The sequence below is a fragment of the uncultured Roseibium sp. genome (assembly GCF_947494555.1).
Classification (GTDB): domain Bacteria; phylum Pseudomonadota; class Alphaproteobacteria; order Rhizobiales; family Stappiaceae; genus Roseibium.
Genome location: NZ_CANLVF010000002.1, coordinates 611134 through 628394 on the forward strand (window position 1 = coordinate 611134; position 17261 = coordinate 628394).

15 protein-coding genes are annotated in these 17261 nt (G+C 56.6%); 9 read left to right on the plus strand and 6 right to left on the minus strand.

Annotated features, from left to right (window positions below):
* Positions 1-128: 128 nt before the first annotated feature.
* A complete protein-coding gene (gene purM, locus Q0915_RS11295) occupies positions 129-1211 on the plus strand; it encodes a phosphoribosylformylglycinamidine cyclo-ligase (protein WP_299471427.1) in 1083 nt (360 codons plus the stop codon).
* The gene (gene purN, locus Q0915_RS11300; RefSeq protein ID WP_299471429.1) at positions 1208-1858 is read left to right on the plus strand and encodes a phosphoribosylglycinamide formyltransferase; all 651 of its coding nucleotides are present in this window, start codon (positions 1208-1210) and stop codon (positions 1856-1858) included. The genes purM and purN overlap by 4 nt, the downstream gene beginning before the upstream one ends.
* Positions 1859-1884: 26 nt before the next feature.
* On the opposite strand, the gene Q0915_RS11305 is transcribed toward purN, so the two are convergent.
* Complete coding sequence (locus tag Q0915_RS11305; protein ID WP_299471431.1) at positions 1885-2778, minus strand: amidohydrolase family protein; 894 nt, start codon at positions 2776-2778, stop codon at positions 1885-1887.
* A gap of 187 nt (positions 2779-2965) precedes the next feature.
* On the opposite strand from Q0915_RS11305, the gene Q0915_RS11310 reads away from it, so the two are divergent.
* The 3 genes from Q0915_RS11310 to Q0915_RS11320 all read left to right on the plus strand — a co-directional run bounded on the left by Q0915_RS11310 (position 2966) and on the right by Q0915_RS11320 (position 6307).
* Complete coding sequence (locus Q0915_RS11310) at positions 2966-4132, plus strand: exo-alpha-sialidase (protein WP_366525283.1); 1167 nt, start codon at positions 2966-2968, stop codon at positions 4130-4132.
* A gap of 197 nt (positions 4133-4329) precedes the next feature.
* Positions 4330-5724 (plus strand): PLP-dependent aminotransferase family protein, encoded by a 1395-nt coding sequence (locus Q0915_RS11315; protein ID WP_299471434.1) that lies wholly within the window; start codon positions 4330-4332, stop codon positions 5722-5724.
* A 175-nt stretch (positions 5725-5899) separates the two neighbouring features.
* The gene (locus tag Q0915_RS11320; RefSeq protein ID WP_299471436.1) at positions 5900-6307 is read left to right on the plus strand and encodes a DUF983 domain-containing protein; all 408 of its coding nucleotides are present in this window, start codon (positions 5900-5902) and stop codon (positions 6305-6307) included.
* Positions 6308-6397: 90 nt separating this feature from the next.
* Here the strand turns inward: Q0915_RS11320 and Q0915_RS11325 are convergent, their stop codons facing one another.
* The 4 genes from Q0915_RS11325 to ndk form a co-directional block, all read right to left on the minus strand.
* Entirely contained in the window at positions 6398-7069 is a 672-nt protein-coding gene (locus tag Q0915_RS11325; RefSeq protein WP_299471438.1) for a hypothetical protein, read from the minus strand.
* A 107-nt stretch (positions 7070-7176) separates the two neighbouring features.
* Positions 7177-9276 carry a molybdopterin oxidoreductase family protein gene (locus Q0915_RS11330; protein WP_299471440.1) on the minus strand — a complete coding sequence of 700 codons (2100 nt, stop codon included), beginning with the start codon at positions 9274-9276 and terminating at the stop codon, positions 7177-7179.
* Positions 9277-9390: 114 nt separating this feature from the next.
* Positions 9391-10506 carry a YHYH protein gene (locus Q0915_RS11335; RefSeq protein WP_299471442.1) on the minus strand — a complete coding sequence of 372 codons (1116 nt, stop codon included), beginning with the start codon at positions 10504-10506 and terminating at the stop codon, positions 9391-9393.
* 172 nt (positions 10507-10678) lie between these two features.
* Positions 10679-11101, minus strand: a complete 423-nt coding sequence (gene ndk / locus Q0915_RS11340) for a nucleoside-diphosphate kinase (RefSeq protein WP_299471444.1) — start codon at positions 11099-11101, stop codon at positions 10679-10681.
* 263 nt (positions 11102-11364) lie between these two features.
* Here ndk and Q0915_RS11345 point away from each other — a divergent pair, with 263 nt between their 5' ends.
* Complete coding sequence (locus Q0915_RS11345; protein WP_299471446.1) at positions 11365-12228, plus strand: DUF4344 domain-containing metallopeptidase; 864 nt, start codon at positions 11365-11367, stop codon at positions 12226-12228.
* Here Q0915_RS11345 and Q0915_RS11350 read toward each other — a convergent pair.
* Positions 12198-13235 carry an AraC family transcriptional regulator gene (locus Q0915_RS11350; protein WP_299471448.1) on the minus strand — a complete coding sequence of 346 codons (1038 nt, stop codon included), beginning with the start codon at positions 13233-13235 and terminating at the stop codon, positions 12198-12200. The genes Q0915_RS11345 and Q0915_RS11350 overlap by 31 nt on opposite strands.
* A gap of 138 nt (positions 13236-13373) precedes the next feature.
* Between Q0915_RS11350 and Q0915_RS11355 the strand changes: the two genes are divergently transcribed.
* The 3 genes from Q0915_RS11355 to Q0915_RS11365 all read left to right on the plus strand — a co-directional run bounded on the left by Q0915_RS11355 (position 13374) and on the right by Q0915_RS11365 (position 17121).
* Positions 13374-14450: an alpha/beta fold hydrolase gene (locus tag Q0915_RS11355; protein ID WP_299471450.1), complete on the plus strand. Its 1077-nt coding sequence runs from the start codon at positions 13374-13376 to the stop codon at positions 14448-14450.
* A 106-nt stretch (positions 14451-14556) separates the two neighbouring features.
* The gene (locus Q0915_RS11360; RefSeq protein ID WP_299471452.1) at positions 14557-16440 is read left to right on the plus strand and encodes an ATP-binding cassette domain-containing protein; all 1884 of its coding nucleotides are present in this window, start codon (positions 14557-14559) and stop codon (positions 16438-16440) included.
* 510 nt (positions 16441-16950) lie between these two features.
* On the plus strand, positions 16951-17121 hold the full coding sequence (locus Q0915_RS11365; protein WP_299471454.1) for a hypothetical protein: 171 nt from the start codon (positions 16951-16953) through the stop codon (positions 17119-17121).
* The last annotated feature ends 140 nt before the right edge of the window (positions 17122-17261 follow it).

Below are 17261 nucleotides of genomic sequence, written 5' to 3' on the forward strand. Positions count from 1 at the left end.
CAAGAGGCCGAATTGCCTGTGAAGACTGCGGGCAGCTCTTGTGAAAAAGCCGGTAAGGCTGTATGCGCGGCAGTGTCAGTTGAGCGCGCGTTTTCTATCCGTGTGCCAGGAAACAGTCTGGAGCCGCCATGAGCCATTCCAAGCCTTCAGAGAGCAACGGCCTGACCTATGCCGATGCCGGTGTCGATATCGACGCCGGAAATGCGCTGATCGACCGCATCAAGCCGCTGGTCAAAGCGACGGCACGGCCTGGCGCCGATAGTGATATCGGTGGATTTGGCGGGCTTTTCGACCTGAAAAGCGCCGGCTTCAAGGATCCCGTCCTGGTGGCAGCGAATGACGGCGTCGGCACGAAACTGAAGATCGCTATCGAAACCGGTCAGCATCGGACAGTGGGGATCGACCTGGTCGCAATGTGCGTCAACGATCTTGTCGTCCAGGGCGCCGAGCCTCTGTTTTTTCTCGATTATTTTGCAACGGGCGCGCTTGATGTGGAAACCGCGACCGATGTCGTCGCTGGAATCGCAGACGGATGCAAACAGGCAGGCGCGGCACTGATCGGAGGCGAAACCGCCGAGATGCCGGGTATGTATGGCGACGGCGACTATGATTTGGCGGGATTTTCCGTCGGCGCTGTGGAACGGGGGGCGATCCTGCCGCGCAAAGACGTTGAAGCGGGTGACGTGCTCCTCGGACTTGCCTCTTCCGGCGTTCATTCGAACGGTTACTCGATGGTCCGCAAGATCATGGAACTTGCCGGACTGACCTGGTCAGATGAGGCACCTTTTGAGAACGGTAAGTCGCTTGGCGAAGCCCTGATGGAGCCGACCAGGATCTACGTCAAACCGGTGCTGGCGGCGCTTCGGGAAACAACGGGGATCAAGGCACTCGCGCACATTACCGGTGGCGGACTTCCGGAAAACCTGCCGCGTGTCCTTCCAGAAAACTGTTCTGCACGGATCGATCTCGCGTCGATCCGGGTTCCGGGTGTCTTTTCATGGCTTGCAAAGACAGGCGGTGTTGCGGAAAGCGAGATGTTGCGCACGTTCAACTGCGGTGTAGGCATGGTGATTGTCGTATCTGCCGGCGAAGCTGAGGCGGTATCGAAGGTTCTGGAACAAGCGGGCGAAACGGTCACCACGATCGGACAAATTGGTGACGCCGGCGCCGAGCCGGTCCTTTACGACAGTGCACTGGACCTGTCGGCATGAACCGCAAAAGAACAGCCGTTCTCATATCGGGCCGTGGCTCGAACATGGGCGCGTTGATCTCAGCTGCGATGGTGCCGGCCTTCCCGGCAGAAATTGCGCTTGTGATCGCCAACCGGCCGGATGCCAAGGGGCTTGAGCGTGCGGCCGAGTTCAACATTCCGACCGCTGTCGTCGATCACACGGATTTTTCAGGCGATCGGGAAGCCTTCGAAAAAGCCATCGATGAGGTCTTGCAGGAACACAAGATCGACCTGGTTGCCCTTGCCGGGTTCATGCGCATCCTGACGCCTTATCTGGTCAATACCTGGTCAGGCCGCATGATCAACATTCACCCGGCGCTCCTGCCCTCTTTCAAAGGGCTTGCGACGCACGAGCGCGCGCTTGACGAAGGCGTGAAGCTGCACGGCGCGACAGTGCATTTCGTTTCGGCGGAAATGGATGACGGCCCGATCATCATTCAGGGAGCCGTTCCGGTCCTCGATCACGACACGCCGGACACGCTGGCAGCCCGCGTTCTTGAGATCGAGCACAAGATTTATCCCAAAGCGCTTGAACTGGTTGCGTCCGGCAAAGCAAAGGTCGCCGGTGCGCGCGTTCTGAGCGATACGGACCAGGAAACGAATGCCGGACTGATCTGGCCGCAATAACAAATTTCCGGCGTTCCAAGCCGGTATCAGCGGGTGCCGATCTGGTCCAGTGTTATGTCGCGCCCGAACACGCGTTCAGCATTTTTATAGGCAATCTTCTCGGCGATCTCGCGTGGCAGTTTCGCCAGCCAGCGGCGGTTCATCGTCATGATTTCCGAATAGCTGTCCCACTGGCTGTTGACCCAGGTGTCGCTCCCGATCATCAGCCTATCCTGGAAGTCGAAAATGATCTCCAGCCACTGTGGATCAAGGTTCTCGCCTCTGCCGAGAATGTTGTATTCGCGCAAGGATGTGTCGGCGAGCAGGTCCGGATACGCGTCCATAAGCTCGTACACATCGGGCGCCGGCGTTCCCAGTCCCGCATGTGCCCAGATGATCTTCACGTCCGGATCCAGACCGTAAAGCCACCGGATCGGCTCCGTTCCCGAATGAACATGAAGATAGATATCGCGTTCTTTCGCCATTGAAATGATCTTGCGGAAAAGGGCCTCATCGGAGGTATCCAGCTGGCGGATGTGGAACTCGCCGATACCCTCATGCGGATATTGCTCAAGCCGGCCTTCCAGATAGGCGTCCATGCCATCGGACTTGGTCCAGTTGGAAGATCCGGCTGCCCCGTGATAGGGCCTGAGTTCGGGAACAATGCGCTTGGGCGCGTATTCCCAGAGCATGATCGTGCCTTCATCTGGTGTTGATGACACAAGCGCCATGGCAACGCCGTTCTCATCCATGAGCTCGATAACGCTTTTGACGGGGTACCTGTCCCACGCCGGTTCCTTGTAGTGAACATGCGCATCGAAAAGCGGCAGCTGCCAGACATCTTCGCCGATCGGTTCGTGTGTTCCGTCGGCAGATACCGGCACGATCGCCATCACCAGCGAAATGTAAACTCCAGTAGCAATCAAGTTTTTGAGCCGCATTCCTGACCTCAATCCATCCCTCTTCGAAACAGTCAACGAGTTCAAATTGTATCTGCAAAAAATCGATTTTTCTATCTAAGATGATAAAAAATTGACTTCATAGTTCGCCGCTGAAGTTACCAAAAGTACGGCTTACTGCAGCAAACTTGCTTGTGACGTGCTAAAATTGCGTGCCCACGGGAGGGACATGAAAATGCGCAACGGCGAGTTAACCGTCCTCACTGGAACCACCAAAGGGGCCTTTCTGATTTCGGGCGGCGCAGACCGGTCGGGCTGGGCAGTCGAGGGACCATATTGCGACGGATGGCCGATCAACCACGTCATCGGCGACGCGGAAAGCGGGACGATATGGGCCGGCGGTGGCGGCGACTGGAACGGTGCGGGCGTCTGGTGTTCTGAAGATGGTGGGGCTACCTGGAAGCTGACAAAACTTACCAGGGGGACGATCGATGACTGGGCGGCACAGGACCCTGATTTTGCAGCGATGATCGGCTGGACCGACGCCGAGCTGCCATTCGAGGATACGTTCACACAAATCTGGTCGCTCTGCTACTCCCACGGCAAGCTTTACGCCGGGGCCAAACCCGCGAGACTTCTTGCCAGCGCTGACGAGGGACAAAGCTTCCAACACGTGGAAAGCCTTTCGAACCATCCCTCCTCCGGCAGTTGGAACCCCGGCGCGGCCGGGCTCGTTCTGCATACGATCGTTCCGGACCCAGGCGATCCTGACAGGCTCTGGATCGGGATTTCAGCGGCCGGTGTCTTTGCAACGGAAGATGGCGGAAAGACCTGGGAGCGCCGCAACCGCCTTTCCAATGCAGCCGCATGCGAAAGTCACTCTCATCCTGCGGCCCCCAGCGACGGTGAAACAGGCCACTGCGTTCACAACATCATGCTGGCGCCCGGCAGCGGCGATCTGCTTTACCAACAGAACCATCATGGCGTCTGGCGGTCCTCCGACGGCGGGCGCAGCTGGGACGATATCAACAAGGGTCTTCCTTCAACCTTCGGCTTTCCCATCCGCATTCACCCGCGAGACCCGCAAACGATCTGGACTTTTCCGCTTAACGGGGATGCTGCGGGGCGATTTCCTCCAGATGCGGCAGCCGCGGTCTGGAAATCGGAAAACGGCGGCGAGACCTGGGAAGCAAAGCGAGAAGGCCTGCCGCAGACCGCCTGTTTCTTCACAGTGCTGCGCCAGGCAATGGCAGGCGATACACGGGACCCTGCCGGTCTTTATTTCGGCACCAACTCCGGTTCGATCTATGCCAGTTTCGATGAGGGCGACACCTGGACGGAAATCGCCAGGCATCTGCCGACTATTCTCTCTGTCGAGGTCATGGATCGGAACTGAGCGTCGGATAGTCGAGACATCAAACCCAGAGACCGCATCCGGACTTCAGGTTCTGATTGTTTTCCGCCAGCCTCTCGCGAGCCGGAACGATGAGAGAATGTTACTTATCCGCGCCGTTGCCACACATGGGGTGACAATGCAATTCAAATCACATATACAGTCAATATGCAGTCAATTTCAGAAAGATTTTCTCCCGCATGACCGACTGGTGCCCCGACCTTTCAAGCAGCAACGCACCGCGCTACATCGCCATTGCCGACAGCATCGAGGCTGATCTGACGACCGGACGCCTTAAGCCCGGAGACAGATTGCCGGCACAGCGTCATCTGGCCAAATTGCTTGGGCTCGATTTCACGACCGTTGCCCGTGGATACACAGAGGCGCGCAGACGCGGTTTCCTGTCGTCACAGGTTGGCAGCGGAACGTTCGTGACAGACCCGCGTCGAGAGGTCCTGCAGCAAAGTGTAGCCGCAGGTCCGGCGCGCGAATGTGCACCTGATTTTTCCATGAACCTTCCGCCTGAGCCAGACATCCGCAACCTGACGGCCATGATGCAGGAGAGCCTCGCGAGGCTTTCGACGGATCTGATGCCGTTACTGCGATATCAAAACCTCGAAGCTTCGGACCAGGACCAATCGGCAGCGGCCAGCTGGCTGGAAGGGGTCGGGCTTGCACCGAAATCTGAGCAGATCCTGTTTTCTCCCGGGGCGCAGGCTGCACTTTCCAGCCTGTTGGCGATGCTTGCCGAGCCCGGCGACCTTGTGGCCTGTGAGGCAGTCACCTATCCCGGCATCAGGTCGATTTGTGCGCAACTTCATCTGCAGTTGCGCGGCCTGGAAACTGATGAAAACGGCATTATCCCTGAGGCCTTTGAAGCAGCTTGCACGACAGGAAATCTGAAGGCGCTTTATCTCAATCCGACATTGCACAACCCGACGACAAGAACCGTTCCCTATAAACGCCGGCAGGAACTGGTGGCGGTAGCCCGGAAATTCGGGATCGCTATCCTTGAGGACGACGCCTACGGTCAACTCGTGCAAAGCGCGCCTTTGCCTTTTTCGGCGATCGCATCCGAACTGACCTGGTACATCGGCTCCCTTTCAAAGTCCCTTGGTGCCGGGCTCCGGCTCGCCTATGTTCTTGCTCCGAGCCGTGGAGCCTCCTGGCAGTTTTCGCGTGCGATCCGCACGCAGCAGGTTATGCCCTCGCCGCTCACACTTGCGCTGGCCACCAACTGGATCGAAAACGGAACCGCATCCGCGCTTCTGCAGGAAATCCGATCAGAAAGCGCCGCACGCCAGGGTCTGGTGTCCAAACGGCTCAAGAAGCTCGACTATTTGGCAGATCGGAACGGCTTTCACCTGTGGCTCACGCTGCCAGAAGGATGGAACCGCTCGGCATTTGTCAGTCAATTGCGCAACCTGCCGATCGGGCTGGTCGAGGCTGATGCCTTCACGGTGGCAGGCGCTCCGATAGAGGCTGTCAGGCTTGGGCTCGGCGGGCCTCTCAACCGAGAGCAGCTCGCAAACGCCCTCGACATTGTCTCGCAAACGATTGAAGCATCACCCGCCAAGGCCTCCGTTTATTTCTGAGCCACCTCGTACGGTGCATTGCATAACAGCAATGCCAATTTGCCGCAGCAATTCCGCTTGACTTGACTGCATCATATCTTAAATTGATTGCATTCACTTCCCATCATTTTCAAAGCGATAGGATCCACTCGTTCTTTCGGGAAAGTCCTGTAAGCCAATCAGGATTGGAAAGTCCATGACCACGATACAGAGCTGGCCGAAGCTGCCCCCAATTCAGACCGGTATCAAAGGCCGCTGTCCGCGCTGCGGTGAAGGAAAGATCTTTGACGGTTTTTTGAAACTGAAACCGGGATGCAGCAACTGCGGCCTGGATTACAGTTTTGCAGACCCTGCGGACGGCCCGGCCTTTTTTGTAATCTGCTTTGGCTGCATTCCGGCAGTCGCATTTGCAATCTGGCTGGAAATTGCCTTCACCGCCCCCTACTGGGTCCATCTGGTGACCACGCTTCCCCTGATTCTGCTGACCTGCATTCCCATGCTTCGTCCGCTCAAGGGGTGGCTCGTGGCAAGCCAGTATTTCTACAAGGCCGAAGAAGGCCGGCTGGCGGATGCTCAGACCACCACATCGGAACACCAGACCTGACAAGCGGGAGCCCCAAACCTTCGGTCGGGTCTGGCCAGGCAGCGTAGCCCTCTGGGATGCGCTGCTTTTTTTGTGATGTGGTCTGCCACTCTAGTTCGGTCCCAAGTCCTGAAGGCTTGGATCAAAAAGCCAACCGCCAGATTTCCAGACCGGATACCACTCATTTGCTACTCTTTGCCTGAGCTCAATCAGCGTGAGTTCTTGCTGTGTCCATGAGATGCTAGACGAGTATCTGATACAGGACGTCGGACGCATTCCACCACAAAATGTATTTTGCAACGCGTTTAATCGATCGTTCCATTGCAAAATGAAATGGAATTCACCTGCGATGAAGGACCACCCATCCGATCTTCTTTGTAAACTCGGTAACACAAGTGGTTTCCAGTCTACGCGCTGTTCAGGTGTTCCTGTGCTGGCCCGCCAACGCACAAGAGCCGCAGTTGAGGTCCAATGCGCGCCGCCGCGGTCCAACACCACAAAAAGATAAGTCTTGTGTTCGATTTTCCTGGAGAACACGTTGAAATCCCGTGTTTCCCAACTCTGCCGTATCTTCAAATGCTCCTTTAGTCTTTCCGGGAAAAAATTCAGATCTTCCAGTTGCACATTGCGGTTGTCTTGGAATTTTCTCGTGAACTCACCGGTCCCCATTCTGGTCTGATTTGGGAGTGTTTCTGCGAAGCTTTTGTGCATTGTTATTGGCAATGCGCCGAGGATGAGACACAGGCTCAATGCAAGCCGTAAGACCCAACGTGATATTGACATGGAGACCCTCCTGGCCCAAACAGGTGGGTGCACGCCATGCGCTCGACAAGGCTGAAGGCGCCTCTAAAGACCAGGTGTCCTCATCATTCAAGAGGCGATGGTGCGAATCAGGCAGCTTTGATCCAGACCGCCGTGTCGTGAAACGCTGCGCCGCCATAGGGCGCGACCGGGTCTGCGCCCGTCAACGTATTGATGCCTCTGCCGTCCTCGAACGCCGCGTTCGGCCAGATGCCTTCGGAGATGACCGTTCCGGGCGCGACCGTTTCCATGTGGCGCGCATGAAGCGTCACGGCACCTCGCCGGTTTCCCAATCTCACCTTCGCCCCGTCATCGATGCCAAAGCGCGCCGCGTCCTCGGGCCGGATCCAGACTTCCGGACGGCCTTCTTTCTTTTTCGACGTCTCGGTTTCGTTGAATGTGGTGTTCAGGAAAGACCGGGCGGGCGAAGTCGCAAGGCGCAGCGGATGGTCCTCGTCAGCCAGCTCAATCACATCCCACTGATCCGGCAATTCCGGCATGTCGCTGCAAGGACCGAACACGGTATCGCCGTCGGGTTTGTTCGGCGAAAAGGTCTTGCCCCAGGCAGGCTTGAAATGAAACTTGCCGTCACTGTGACCGAAGCCGTTCAAAAAGTGCGATGTTTCAAAATCCGGCTGCATATCGCGCCACTTTTCCGAATACAGCTTGTCAAAAGATCCATAGTCGGAGTTCTGCAGCAGCCAGTCGATGTGTTCACGCGCAGACATATCAAATCCGGGGTGAGACTTTGATTCAACGCGCTTTGCGATCTCATTGATTACGAAGATGTTTTCCCGCGGTCCTTCGGGCGGCTCAACGGCCTTGGGGCCGAGTGAGATATACTGGTGCCCACCGCCCTTGTAGATATCGTCGTGCTCCAGGAATTGTGTTGCCGGCAGAACGATGTCCGCCATTTGCGCGGTCTCGGTCATGAATTGCTCGTGGACCACGGTGAACAGATCCTCGCGCGCAAATCCCGCTTTGACCAGTTCCTGCTCGGGTGCAACGGACACGGGATTCGTGTTCTGCACCAGAAGTGCCTTCACCGGTGGGCCACCACGCAGCGCATCCGCGTCGCCGGTCAGTATCCGGCCGATCTGGCTTTGGTCGAGCGCCCGCACGGATTGGTCCATCAATGACGTCGCCTCGATCATCTCCTTGTTGAAGCGATAAATTCCGCCATTGTTGTGGAACGCGCCGCCGCCCTCATATTGCCAGCAGCCCGTGACACAGGCGATCGAGGCTGCCGCATGCATGCCGACAACGCCGTTGCGTGAGCGCGTGAACCCGTAGCCCAGGCGGAAGAACGTCTTTTTCGTTTCACCGATGTGCCGGGCGACCTTTTCGATCAGCGCAGGCTCCAGCCCGGTGATTTCAGCAGCCCAATCCGGCGTTCTGGCCTGAAGATGCGTTTCAAGTTCCTTCGGGCAATCGGTGAAGCAGTTCAGGTAATCCCAATCGGCAAAACCATCGCGAAAAAGCACATGCATGATGGCGCAAGCCAGTGCTGCATCCGTACCCGGCTTCAGCACCACGCCGATATCGGCCTGTTTCATGGTCTCGGTTTCGTAGACATCGACGACGATCACGCGCGCGCCGCGTTTCTTTCGCGCAGCGATGACATGCGTCATGACATTGACCTGCGTCGCCACGGGATTCGTACCCCAGATTACGATCTGGTCAGAATGTGCCATTTCCCGGGGATCGGGCCCGGCCAGCCTGCCGGTTCCGGCAGTGAACCCCGTCCAGGCCATGTTGGTGCAAAAAGTGTCGAACTGGCGTGAATAGCCTTTGGCGTGACGAAGCCTGTGAATACTGTCCCGTTGTACCTGTCCCATCGTTCCTGCGTAGTGATAGGGCCAGATGCTTTGCGCGCCGAATTCAGACTCGATTGCCAGAAACTTTTCAGCAATCAGATCGAGCGCGGCGTCCCAGGAAATCTCCTCAAACCGCGCCTCACCCTTCTTGCCAATCCGGCGCAACGGCGTCAGCAGCCGGTCCGGATGGTAGAGCCGCTCCGGATAGCGCGCGACCTTGGCGCAGACGACACCGGCCGTATAGGTGTTGTCGCGTGCCCCGTTGAGCCGCCGCACATCGCCATGGGGATAAAAATGCACATCCACCGAACATGCCGAAGGGCAATCGTGGGGACACGTGGAAAAGGTGCTCTTTGGTGTCGGCTGGTTCATGGAAAATCCAATCGGGAGTAGGCACGCATCTGAAAATAGGGCCAAGCCTTATGGAAAACAAAGGGAGACGCCGTCAAGCGTCTCCCGATCTTTTCGGTTCTCTCGTTTGGACTATCAGCTGCCGCTGCAGGGCGAACGGCCCCCTTGGCCACCGCCCTGCCCGCCGCGCTGCTGTCGAGGGCCGCGCTGGCCGCGTTGCGGAGGCGGACCACCCCGACGGACCCGTGGCGGGTGACCGCCCTGAACCTGAATGACTTGTGCCGCGATTTCAGTGTTGTCCTGGAACACCGCAAAATCGATTGTCGGACTGCCTTGGCCCTCTTCAAGGTTTCCACGGCGCTGGCCCCGCCCTTTCAATCGGGTAAAGCTAGCGTCCGGATTGCCCATCCAGCAACGCGGAATGAAGGGAAACGCGTCGGTCAGCACGTAGTGATATGTCCCGTTCGGATATTCGGGCGTGATCGCGAAGCGTCCATTGCACTGATCAAGGTCCCCGGCGCCCTCAACGAATGCCCAGTCCTGCGTGAACTTGCCGTTGTAGCTTCCACCCGGCCCGTCCGGGCGATTACCATTCTTGATCCGGTAACTGCTTTTCAGCTTTTTCATCGAGGATTTACGTTCCGGATCCGAATATCCGTATTGGCCATAGATCGGAAAACCGTCAGCCGCAAATCCAATCATTGCAGGGACGGAACGTCCGCCGCTTGCCGCCACGACGCCTGTTGGAATCCCGTGATAGTGATAGGTTCCATCAGGCTGGACATGGGCGTTGTATTTGTCGAGACCAAGCTTGCAGGCACCGCCCAACGCCTCGTAGTTCCATCCCGACCGGCGATTGTTCTGCCAGTATTCCGCCGTGCCAGGGTCCATCACGACACCGTTGACCGCGATGCCGAAAACGGATCCCTGCGCATCCTTTGCCCCGCCCGTCTTGCGCGGATTGAGCGGTACCTTCAAATTGTAGTTCTTTTTGGAAATGGCGTGCGGATTGTTGCGGTTGGGAAACTGCCCGGGTGCTTTGTCCGGGTAGCCATTTGCGCGGATCCGCCTTGTGTTGCCGTCAACGGTAATATCCGCACTTGCTTCAGCCTGCGGCAGAAAATGGTCCCAGATCTCATCCGCCGTGTGTTTGTGTTCAAGCGGTTCTTCTCCGCCAAGAGGCGCAGTCGTTTCATGTGCTGCGGCCGGTAATGCAATCAGAGCGCCTGCAAGCGCCAGTGTCAAACGCATTATGTTCTCCTGATTCCAGTACCACGACCTCGCTAATATGATGGCTTCGCACCTACCCCGCAGTCGTCAATTGGTAAGAATTTGTATCTGGATGTATCAGGACAGTGTTTCAGAAAAGAAAAGAAAAGCCGGCCCAAAGGACCGGCTTCCCGAATGATATTTTTCAGCTGTTTCAGCCGACGAGTTCGGTTCCGGAAAACCAGAACGCGATTTCTTCTGCAGCCGTTTCAGGCGCGTCTGAACCGTGCACGGAGTTTTCGCCGATGGACAAAGCATATTCCTTGCGGATCGTGCCCTCGGCTGCTTCAGCCGGGTTGGTCGCACCCATGACTTCACGGTTCTTGGCAATTGCGTTTTCACCTTCCAGAACCTGAACAACGGTCGGTCCGGAGGACATGAACTCGGTCAGTTCACCGAAGAACGGACGTTCCTTGTGAACGGCGTAGAATGCTTCGGCTTCACGCAGCGACATCCAGACCCGCCGTGAAGCAACCACCCGGAGGCCGGCTTCTTCCAGCTTTGCGGTGATCGCACCCGTCAGGTTGCGTTTGGTGGCATCCGGCTTGATCATGGAAAACGTGCGCTCAATCGCCATGGTTTTGTCTTTCTTGTCTCGATGGAGCGCCGACCCATTGCCGCGCCCGGAATTTCAGAAATTTCGCGGCCTTAATAACGGTGCACTGCCGCGCCCGCAAGGGGGCTGACCCATGACAATTTCATGTCGCTTAACAATACACCTCAGTGAAGCGCCATGACACGAGGAAGCTAATGGAATTGAAACCCCCTCGCGTATAGTCTCCGAGACGGAGGATCAATGCCGTAAAACATCGGCAAGATTCAAGATTGTGAGCTGAACTTATGGCCCCGATATTCAAAATCCTCGTCGCCGTCACTGCATTTTTAGCCTTGGCGATCGGTCCGATGCCATACACGGTTCCTGCGGAAGCGCAGGACGGAGCGCCAGCGTATCCCGGCCTTGAAGACAGCCTTCAAGACCTGGAACCGGACATACGCGAAGAGCTGCTTGAATTCGTGGCCGGCAATACGCTTTTCGTGATCTATCACGAAGGCGGGCACATGCTCGTCTCCGAACTCGAACTTCCCGTTCTCGCTCAGGAAGAAGATGCCGTCGACAATCTCGCGACGATATCGATGCTCTCGGCCGATACGGACAACATGGATCTCTACCTTTATCACGCGATGACAGGTTGGTTCCTGATGTCCGAGGAGGACTACGATGCGCTGGTCTTTTACGATTCTCACGATCTGGACCAGCAGCGCGGCTATCGTATGCTATGCATGATGGTAGGTGCTGACGAAGACGCCTTTCTGGACCTTGCCGAAGAACTCGCGCTTCCCGAAGACCGCATCGAGAACTGCGCGATTGACTATGAGCAGGCGGCCGATTCCTGGGAATATGTCACCGATCCCTTCGTTCGGGATCAGGACACACCGGCAGGCAAAATCAGTATTGTGTATGGCGACGCTCCAGATGAGCTGCGCACATTGGCGGCTTCGCTTCAGGAAAACGCACTTCTTGAAATGGTCGCCGAAGAACTCGACACCTTCTATGACCTGCCGGAAAACGTAACGTTCCGGGCCTCCGAGTGCCAGGAAGACAATGCCTTCTGGGATCCCAATGAGCGGGAAGTCATCCTGTGCTACGAACTTCTCGGCGGTTTTGCCGAGCTTTACCTTGAACTGCTCGCCGAAGAGGAATGAGCTTTCTTGCGGTAAGCGCCCGGTGCTTCACCGAATTGACGTTGAAATTCGCGGTAAAAGTTCGAGCGCGTCAGGAACCCCACTTCTTCATGTATGCGGGTAACGGGCTTGTCCGTCTCGGTCAGCATTCGCGCCGCCTCATCCAGCCTTACCTGGTTCACAAACTGACTGACATTCATGCCCGCAACATCGTTTATCGCCAGCGATAACTCCCTGTCGGGGGTTCCCGCGCGGCGGGCCAGCCTTGTCAGTGACAGAGACGCATCGCAGTAAAGGTTCTGCTCTATCAGAATCTGCCTGGCTCTTTCGACAAGTGTCTGCTTTTCCGGGGTCCCGCGGGCTTTGTTTGTGGACGGCCGGCGGGATGATTTCTGGCGCAGCGACATGACAGCAAGCGCGAGGGCGGCCATCAAAAATGCAAGGCTTGCATATGAAATCAACAGCGATGCGTGCTCCTGCATCTGCTGTGCAAAGAGAAGTGCGATCCAGATATCCGTCGCCATTGATGCCGCCATGGCCAGGATTGCGACGACCAGAAGCCTGAATACAAACCGGCTCTGTCCGGTCGGCACCTGCGACATCCGATCAGGCCCGCCGGACCAAATCAGAACCAGCGCAAAACAGTAGATCGCAAAACTCAGCCCGATCAATCCATCCACGAAACCGTCGACCCGAAGCGGGAACAACACGGCGACTGAGAACGCGAGCGCCACAGCCCCGTTCAGCAGAACCAGCTTTTTGGCTTTCGGGTCAGGCATGGTGAGCGCGGCGAAGGCCAGATAAAGCGTTGGTGCTATCCAGACAGGCAGCACGCGCTGAAGCGCTAGAAAGTCAAATACACCATAGGCAAAGCGCAGTCCGACAAGTCCCGCCTCCATGGCAAGAAGTACAAAAAGACCGACGAAGAACCCTCTCGAAAGGGTCGGCAGAGTGCGCCACATCAAGGCCGACAGGCCAAGGCCAAGGAATACGGCAGCGAGCAAAAAGGAAACCGGGATGCTGATCATGACGGCGCCCGAGAACTGAATGGCGTGACTGTCCTGTCCTTTATCACGTTTAAGGACAGGACACGGCTGCTCCGGCAATTGTCAACAGGCGTGTTGAGACCACAGGTAAGAACGGTCTCAATCGATACCGGAGGTCCCATGCCCTTTGAAGTCAATCGTTTTGCCAACATGCGTAAGACGCTGGTTCTTTCTCTTTCGCTTGCTTTTTGGTTCCCCCTCGCCGGCGATCTTGCTGCGCAGGAAAATACACAGTTAGCCTATGGCCCGGGTGTTGCCGACATCAACGTCAGCGACAAACGTACCGACCGCCCCCTTTCCGGAGACATCTGGTTTCCTTCCAACACACCCGGCAAACACTCACGCACCGACAAGAGTAAAGTCTGGCAAATGGCGCCAGCCGATCGGGATGCGATCATGGCAGAAGGACAGTTTCCTCTGCTCGTTGTCTCGCATGGCATGTACGGCAACACGTTCAATCAGGCCTGGCTCGCCTCGGAGTTGGCGCGCCGTGGCTATATCGTTGCGATGATCAACCATCCCGGAACCAGCACATTTTTGCGCGACCCCGCCCAGGCACGGGAATTGTGGGATCGGCCAGTCGACATATCCCGTCTGATTTCCCACCTGCTGCAAGATGAGTCGTTCGGTCCGCGCATCGACAGGAACAGAATTTTTGCAGCCGGCCACTCGCTGGGTGGCTTCACCGTGATGTTTCTGGCCGGTGCTGAATTCGACAACACCCGTTATCAAAGTGTTTGCGGAAGCGAACCGACCCTCGTCGTCTGCGAGGTGCTCAAGGGCTGGTCCGTTGCTGAAACAGAAGCCGACCGGATGGAAATGGCGGCGTCTCGAAAGGACGAGCGCGTTCGGAAAGTCATCAGCCTCGATCTTGGCGGCACACCGGTCTTTTCCCGCAAGAGCCTTCAACAGATTGAAACGCCCATTCTCGTGCTGGGGTCGGGCCGCGCCGATATGCTGGACCAGGACGTCGAGTCGCGGGCACTTGCGGCTGCCTTGCCCGCAGAATTCGTTGAGCACAAAGAATTCGAAGACGCCGGGCATTTCGACTTCATGGGTGTGTGCAAGCCGGAAGGCTTTGCCATCTTGAAGGAGCACGAGCCGGGCGACGAGATCGTCTGTATCAAGGGCAATACCGAGCGTGTAGCCCAGCACCAACGTATCCTGACGGAGATTTTGACCTTCCTGACACAGTGATCGTCAAAGTGGCAGGCAGTGCAGTGAAGCCACAGCCTGCCATATCATTGCCGTATCTCATGCTTTCCACTTGCAACACCGCGTTCGCTCCGCCAAACATCCGGCCATGTTGCAGATTTCAGACCTCACTTACCGGATTGCAGACCGCCTTCTTATCGACAAGGCCAGCGTCACGTTGCCGGGGAAAGCCAAAACCGGCCTCGTCGGCAGAAACGGTGCGGGAAAATCCACCCTCTTCAAGATCATTACCGGCGATCTTTCGACGGAAACCGGATCGGTCCGGATCCCCAAACGTGCGCGCATCGGCCAGGTCGCCCAGGAAGCTCCGGGGACCGAAGAGACCCTGATGGAAGTCGTTCTTGCTGCAGACAAGGAACGCAGCCGGTTGCTCGAGGCGGCAGAAGTTGAGACCGATCCGGACCGGATTGCGGACATCCACACACGCCTCGCCGATATTGGCGCCCATACGGCCGAAGCGCGCGCGGGTTCGATACTCTCCGGTCTCGGTTTCGACGCCGACGCCCAGAAACGCCCCTGCTCTTCCTTTTCCGGTGGCTGGCGGATGCGCGTTGCGCTCGCGGCTGTCCTATTCTCCGAACCCGACCTTCTGCTTCTGGACGAGCCGACGAACTACCTGGACCTGGAAGGTACGCTCTGGCTGGAAAACTACGTGGCGCGATATCCGCATCAGGTTCTCCTGATTTCCCATGACCGCGACCTTCTGAACAAGGCTGTCGACAGCATCGTGCATCTGGAACGAGGCAAGCTGACTTATTACTCCGGCGGTTATGACAGCTTTGACCGCCAGCGGCGCGAGGCCATGATCCTCGCCGAAAAGGCAAAGGAAAAACAGGATGCACAGCGCAAGCACATGCAGGCCTTTGTCGACCGCTTCCGCTACAAGGCCAGCAAAGCACGGCAGGCCCAGTCCCGGCTCAAGATGCTGGAAAAACTTCAGCCGATTGCCGCACTGACGGAAGAAAGCGGTAAGCCGATCCAGTTTCCCGACCCGCAAGCACAACTCGCGCCTCCCATTTTGAAACTTGAAGGCGTCTCGACCGGGTATGGAGAAACGAAAATCCTGTCCCGCCTGACGCTGAACATCGACACCGATGACCGCATCGCCCTTTTGGGTGCAAATGGAAACGGCAAGTCCACTTTCGCCAAGCTCATATCCGGACGCCTTGGTGCGATGGATGGGGCCATCAGCAAGGCTTCGAAACTCAAGATTGCGTTTTTTGCACAGCATCAACTTGATGAGCTCAGACCGTCGGAAAGCTCAGTGGCGCATGTGCGGGCATTGATGCCGGATGCACCGGAAGCCAAGGTCCGCGCGAGGGTCGCTCGGTTTGGATTGCCGACGGATCGTATGGAAACACCGGCGAAAGATCTTTCCGGTGGTGAGAAAGCGCGGTTGCTTCTGGGGCTCGCAACCTTTGACGGACCGCATCTTCTGATCCTCGATGAGCCGACAAACCACCTTGATATCGACAGCCGGGAAGCACTGATAATGGCATTGAACGACTATCAGGGCGCGGTTGTTCTGATCAGTCACGACAGGCATCTTGTCGAAGCTTGCGCCGACCGGCTCTGGCTCGTCGCCGATGGCAGGGTCGAACCCTATGACGGCGACATGGAAGACTATCGCCGCCTGATCCTTCAGGGGCCGGACGCCGTCCGGAAAGCAAGAAACCGCGAACAGGAAGAAGCCGACAGCGCTTCTGCGCAAGCAAAGAGGCGCGATGCAGCCCAGAAGCGCAGCCAGCTGAAACCGTTGAAGCAGAAGATAGATGCTGCAGAAAAGGAAATGGCTCGGCTGCAGGACAAGATCGCGAAGCTGGACGACGCCCTCGCGGATCCGGCCTTCTTTCAGAAGGAGCCCGACAGGGCCACAAAATTTGCCAAGGAACGGGCCTACTGCGAAAAGAAGCTGGTCAAAACAGAGGAAGAATGGCTGGAACTCTCAGCGGAATATGAGGAAGCCGGTTGAGCTGGATCACTCATTCCGCCAAATCGTTTCATAACGCAGATTTTCCGTAAAGGAATGCGGATTTTTCTTACGTAAATAAAACCTGAAATAACAACTAACCTTTGCTTTCAATTATTAATTGCTCCTTGTGAATATTTTTTGTTTGGCTAAATAGCTGGAATCATAGACGTAAATTCAGCCATCTTGATTTTTCTAAATTCTTAATTGACCTACTCACATTTCGTACGGAATTCGCGCTGAAAATAATACCGGGCGCCGTGGGATAGTCGGGTTCTACGAATGTCCGAATTTAAATACCGCGTTCCACAAAGGTACTCATAATGTTCGTTTCCAACACCCCTCTCAAATTGGCTATTGCGTTTGCTTTCCTAATTGCCCCGCTTGTCACAGATGGCCTACCGATTATTTCGGACACTGGCACGAAGGCTTTTGCCAAGAACGGGAATGGCAACGGCAACGGCAACGGCAACGGCAACGGCAACGGCAACGGGAATGGGAATGGGAATGGGAATGGGAACGCCAACGGAAACGGCAATGGAGGTGGCAACGGCGTCGCCGGCTATTCAAGCAGAGGTGGCAAATCCGCTTCCAAATCAAGAGGAAATGGCGGATTTGGATTATTTACCCGCGGAAAAGGAAATAAAACGGTCAGTAGAAAAAAAGGTAACGGGAAAGGCTTGAACGGTCTTTTGAGCAATGTGTTTGGAGACAAATCGAGTGGACGCAATCAAAAGACAACGCGTCGACACTCTTCTCAACAAAGCGCCAAGGCCACCGGCTACCGGCTACCGAAGAGCGAACGCGCAACTCTTGCGAGTATT

What these genes read in the sequence shown, in the direction of transcription:
- Q0915_RS11315 (WP_299471434.1), top strand. Translation starts at nt 4,330, where the DNA reads ATGACCGACTGGTGCCCCGACCTTTCAAGCAGCAACGCACCGCGCTAC.
- Q0915_RS11365 (WP_299471454.1), top strand. Translation starts at nt 16,951, where the DNA reads ATGGGAACGCCAACGGAAACGGCAATGGAGGTGGCAACGGCGTCGCCG.
- Q0915_RS11355 (WP_299471450.1), top strand. Translation starts at nt 13,374, where the DNA reads ATGCCCTTTGAAGTCAATCGTTTTGCCAACATGCGTAAGACGCTGGTT.
- Q0915_RS11325 (WP_299471438.1), bottom strand. Translation starts at nt 7,069, where the DNA reads ATGTCAATATCACGTTGGGTCTTACGGCTTGCATTGAGCCTGTGTCTC.
- Q0915_RS11330 (WP_299471440.1), bottom strand. Translation starts at nt 9,276, where the DNA reads ATGAACCAGCCGACACCAAAGAGCACCTTTTCCACGTGTCCCCACGAT.
- Q0915_RS11350 (WP_299471448.1), bottom strand. Translation starts at nt 13,235, where the DNA reads ATGATCAGCATCCCGGTTTCCTTTTTGCTCGCTGCCGTATTCCTTGGC.
- Q0915_RS11310 (WP_366525283.1), top strand. Translation starts at nt 2,966, where the DNA reads ATGAAAATGCGCAACGGCGAGTTAACCGTCCTCACTGGAACCACCAAA.
- Q0915_RS11335 (WP_299471442.1), bottom strand. Translation starts at nt 10,506, where the DNA reads ATGCGTTTGACACTGGCGCTTGCAGGCGCTCTGATTGCATTACCGGCC.
- purM (WP_299471427.1), top strand. Translation starts at nt 129, where the DNA reads ATGAGCCATTCCAAGCCTTCAGAGAGCAACGGCCTGACCTATGCCGAT.
- Q0915_RS11320 (WP_299471436.1), top strand. Translation starts at nt 5,900, where the DNA reads ATGACCACGATACAGAGCTGGCCGAAGCTGCCCCCAATTCAGACCGGT.
- Q0915_RS11360 (WP_299471452.1), top strand. Translation starts at nt 14,557, where the DNA reads ATGTTGCAGATTTCAGACCTCACTTACCGGATTGCAGACCGCCTTCTT.
- Q0915_RS11345 (WP_299471446.1), top strand. Translation starts at nt 11,365, where the DNA reads ATGGCCCCGATATTCAAAATCCTCGTCGCCGTCACTGCATTTTTAGCC.
- purN (WP_299471429.1), top strand. Translation starts at nt 1,208, where the DNA reads ATGAACCGCAAAAGAACAGCCGTTCTCATATCGGGCCGTGGCTCGAAC.
- Q0915_RS11305 (WP_299471431.1), bottom strand. Translation starts at nt 2,778, where the DNA reads ATGCGGCTCAAAAACTTGATTGCTACTGGAGTTTACATTTCGCTGGTG.
- ndk (WP_299471444.1), bottom strand. Translation starts at nt 11,101, where the DNA reads ATGGCGATTGAGCGCACGTTTTCCATGATCAAGCCGGATGCCACCAAA.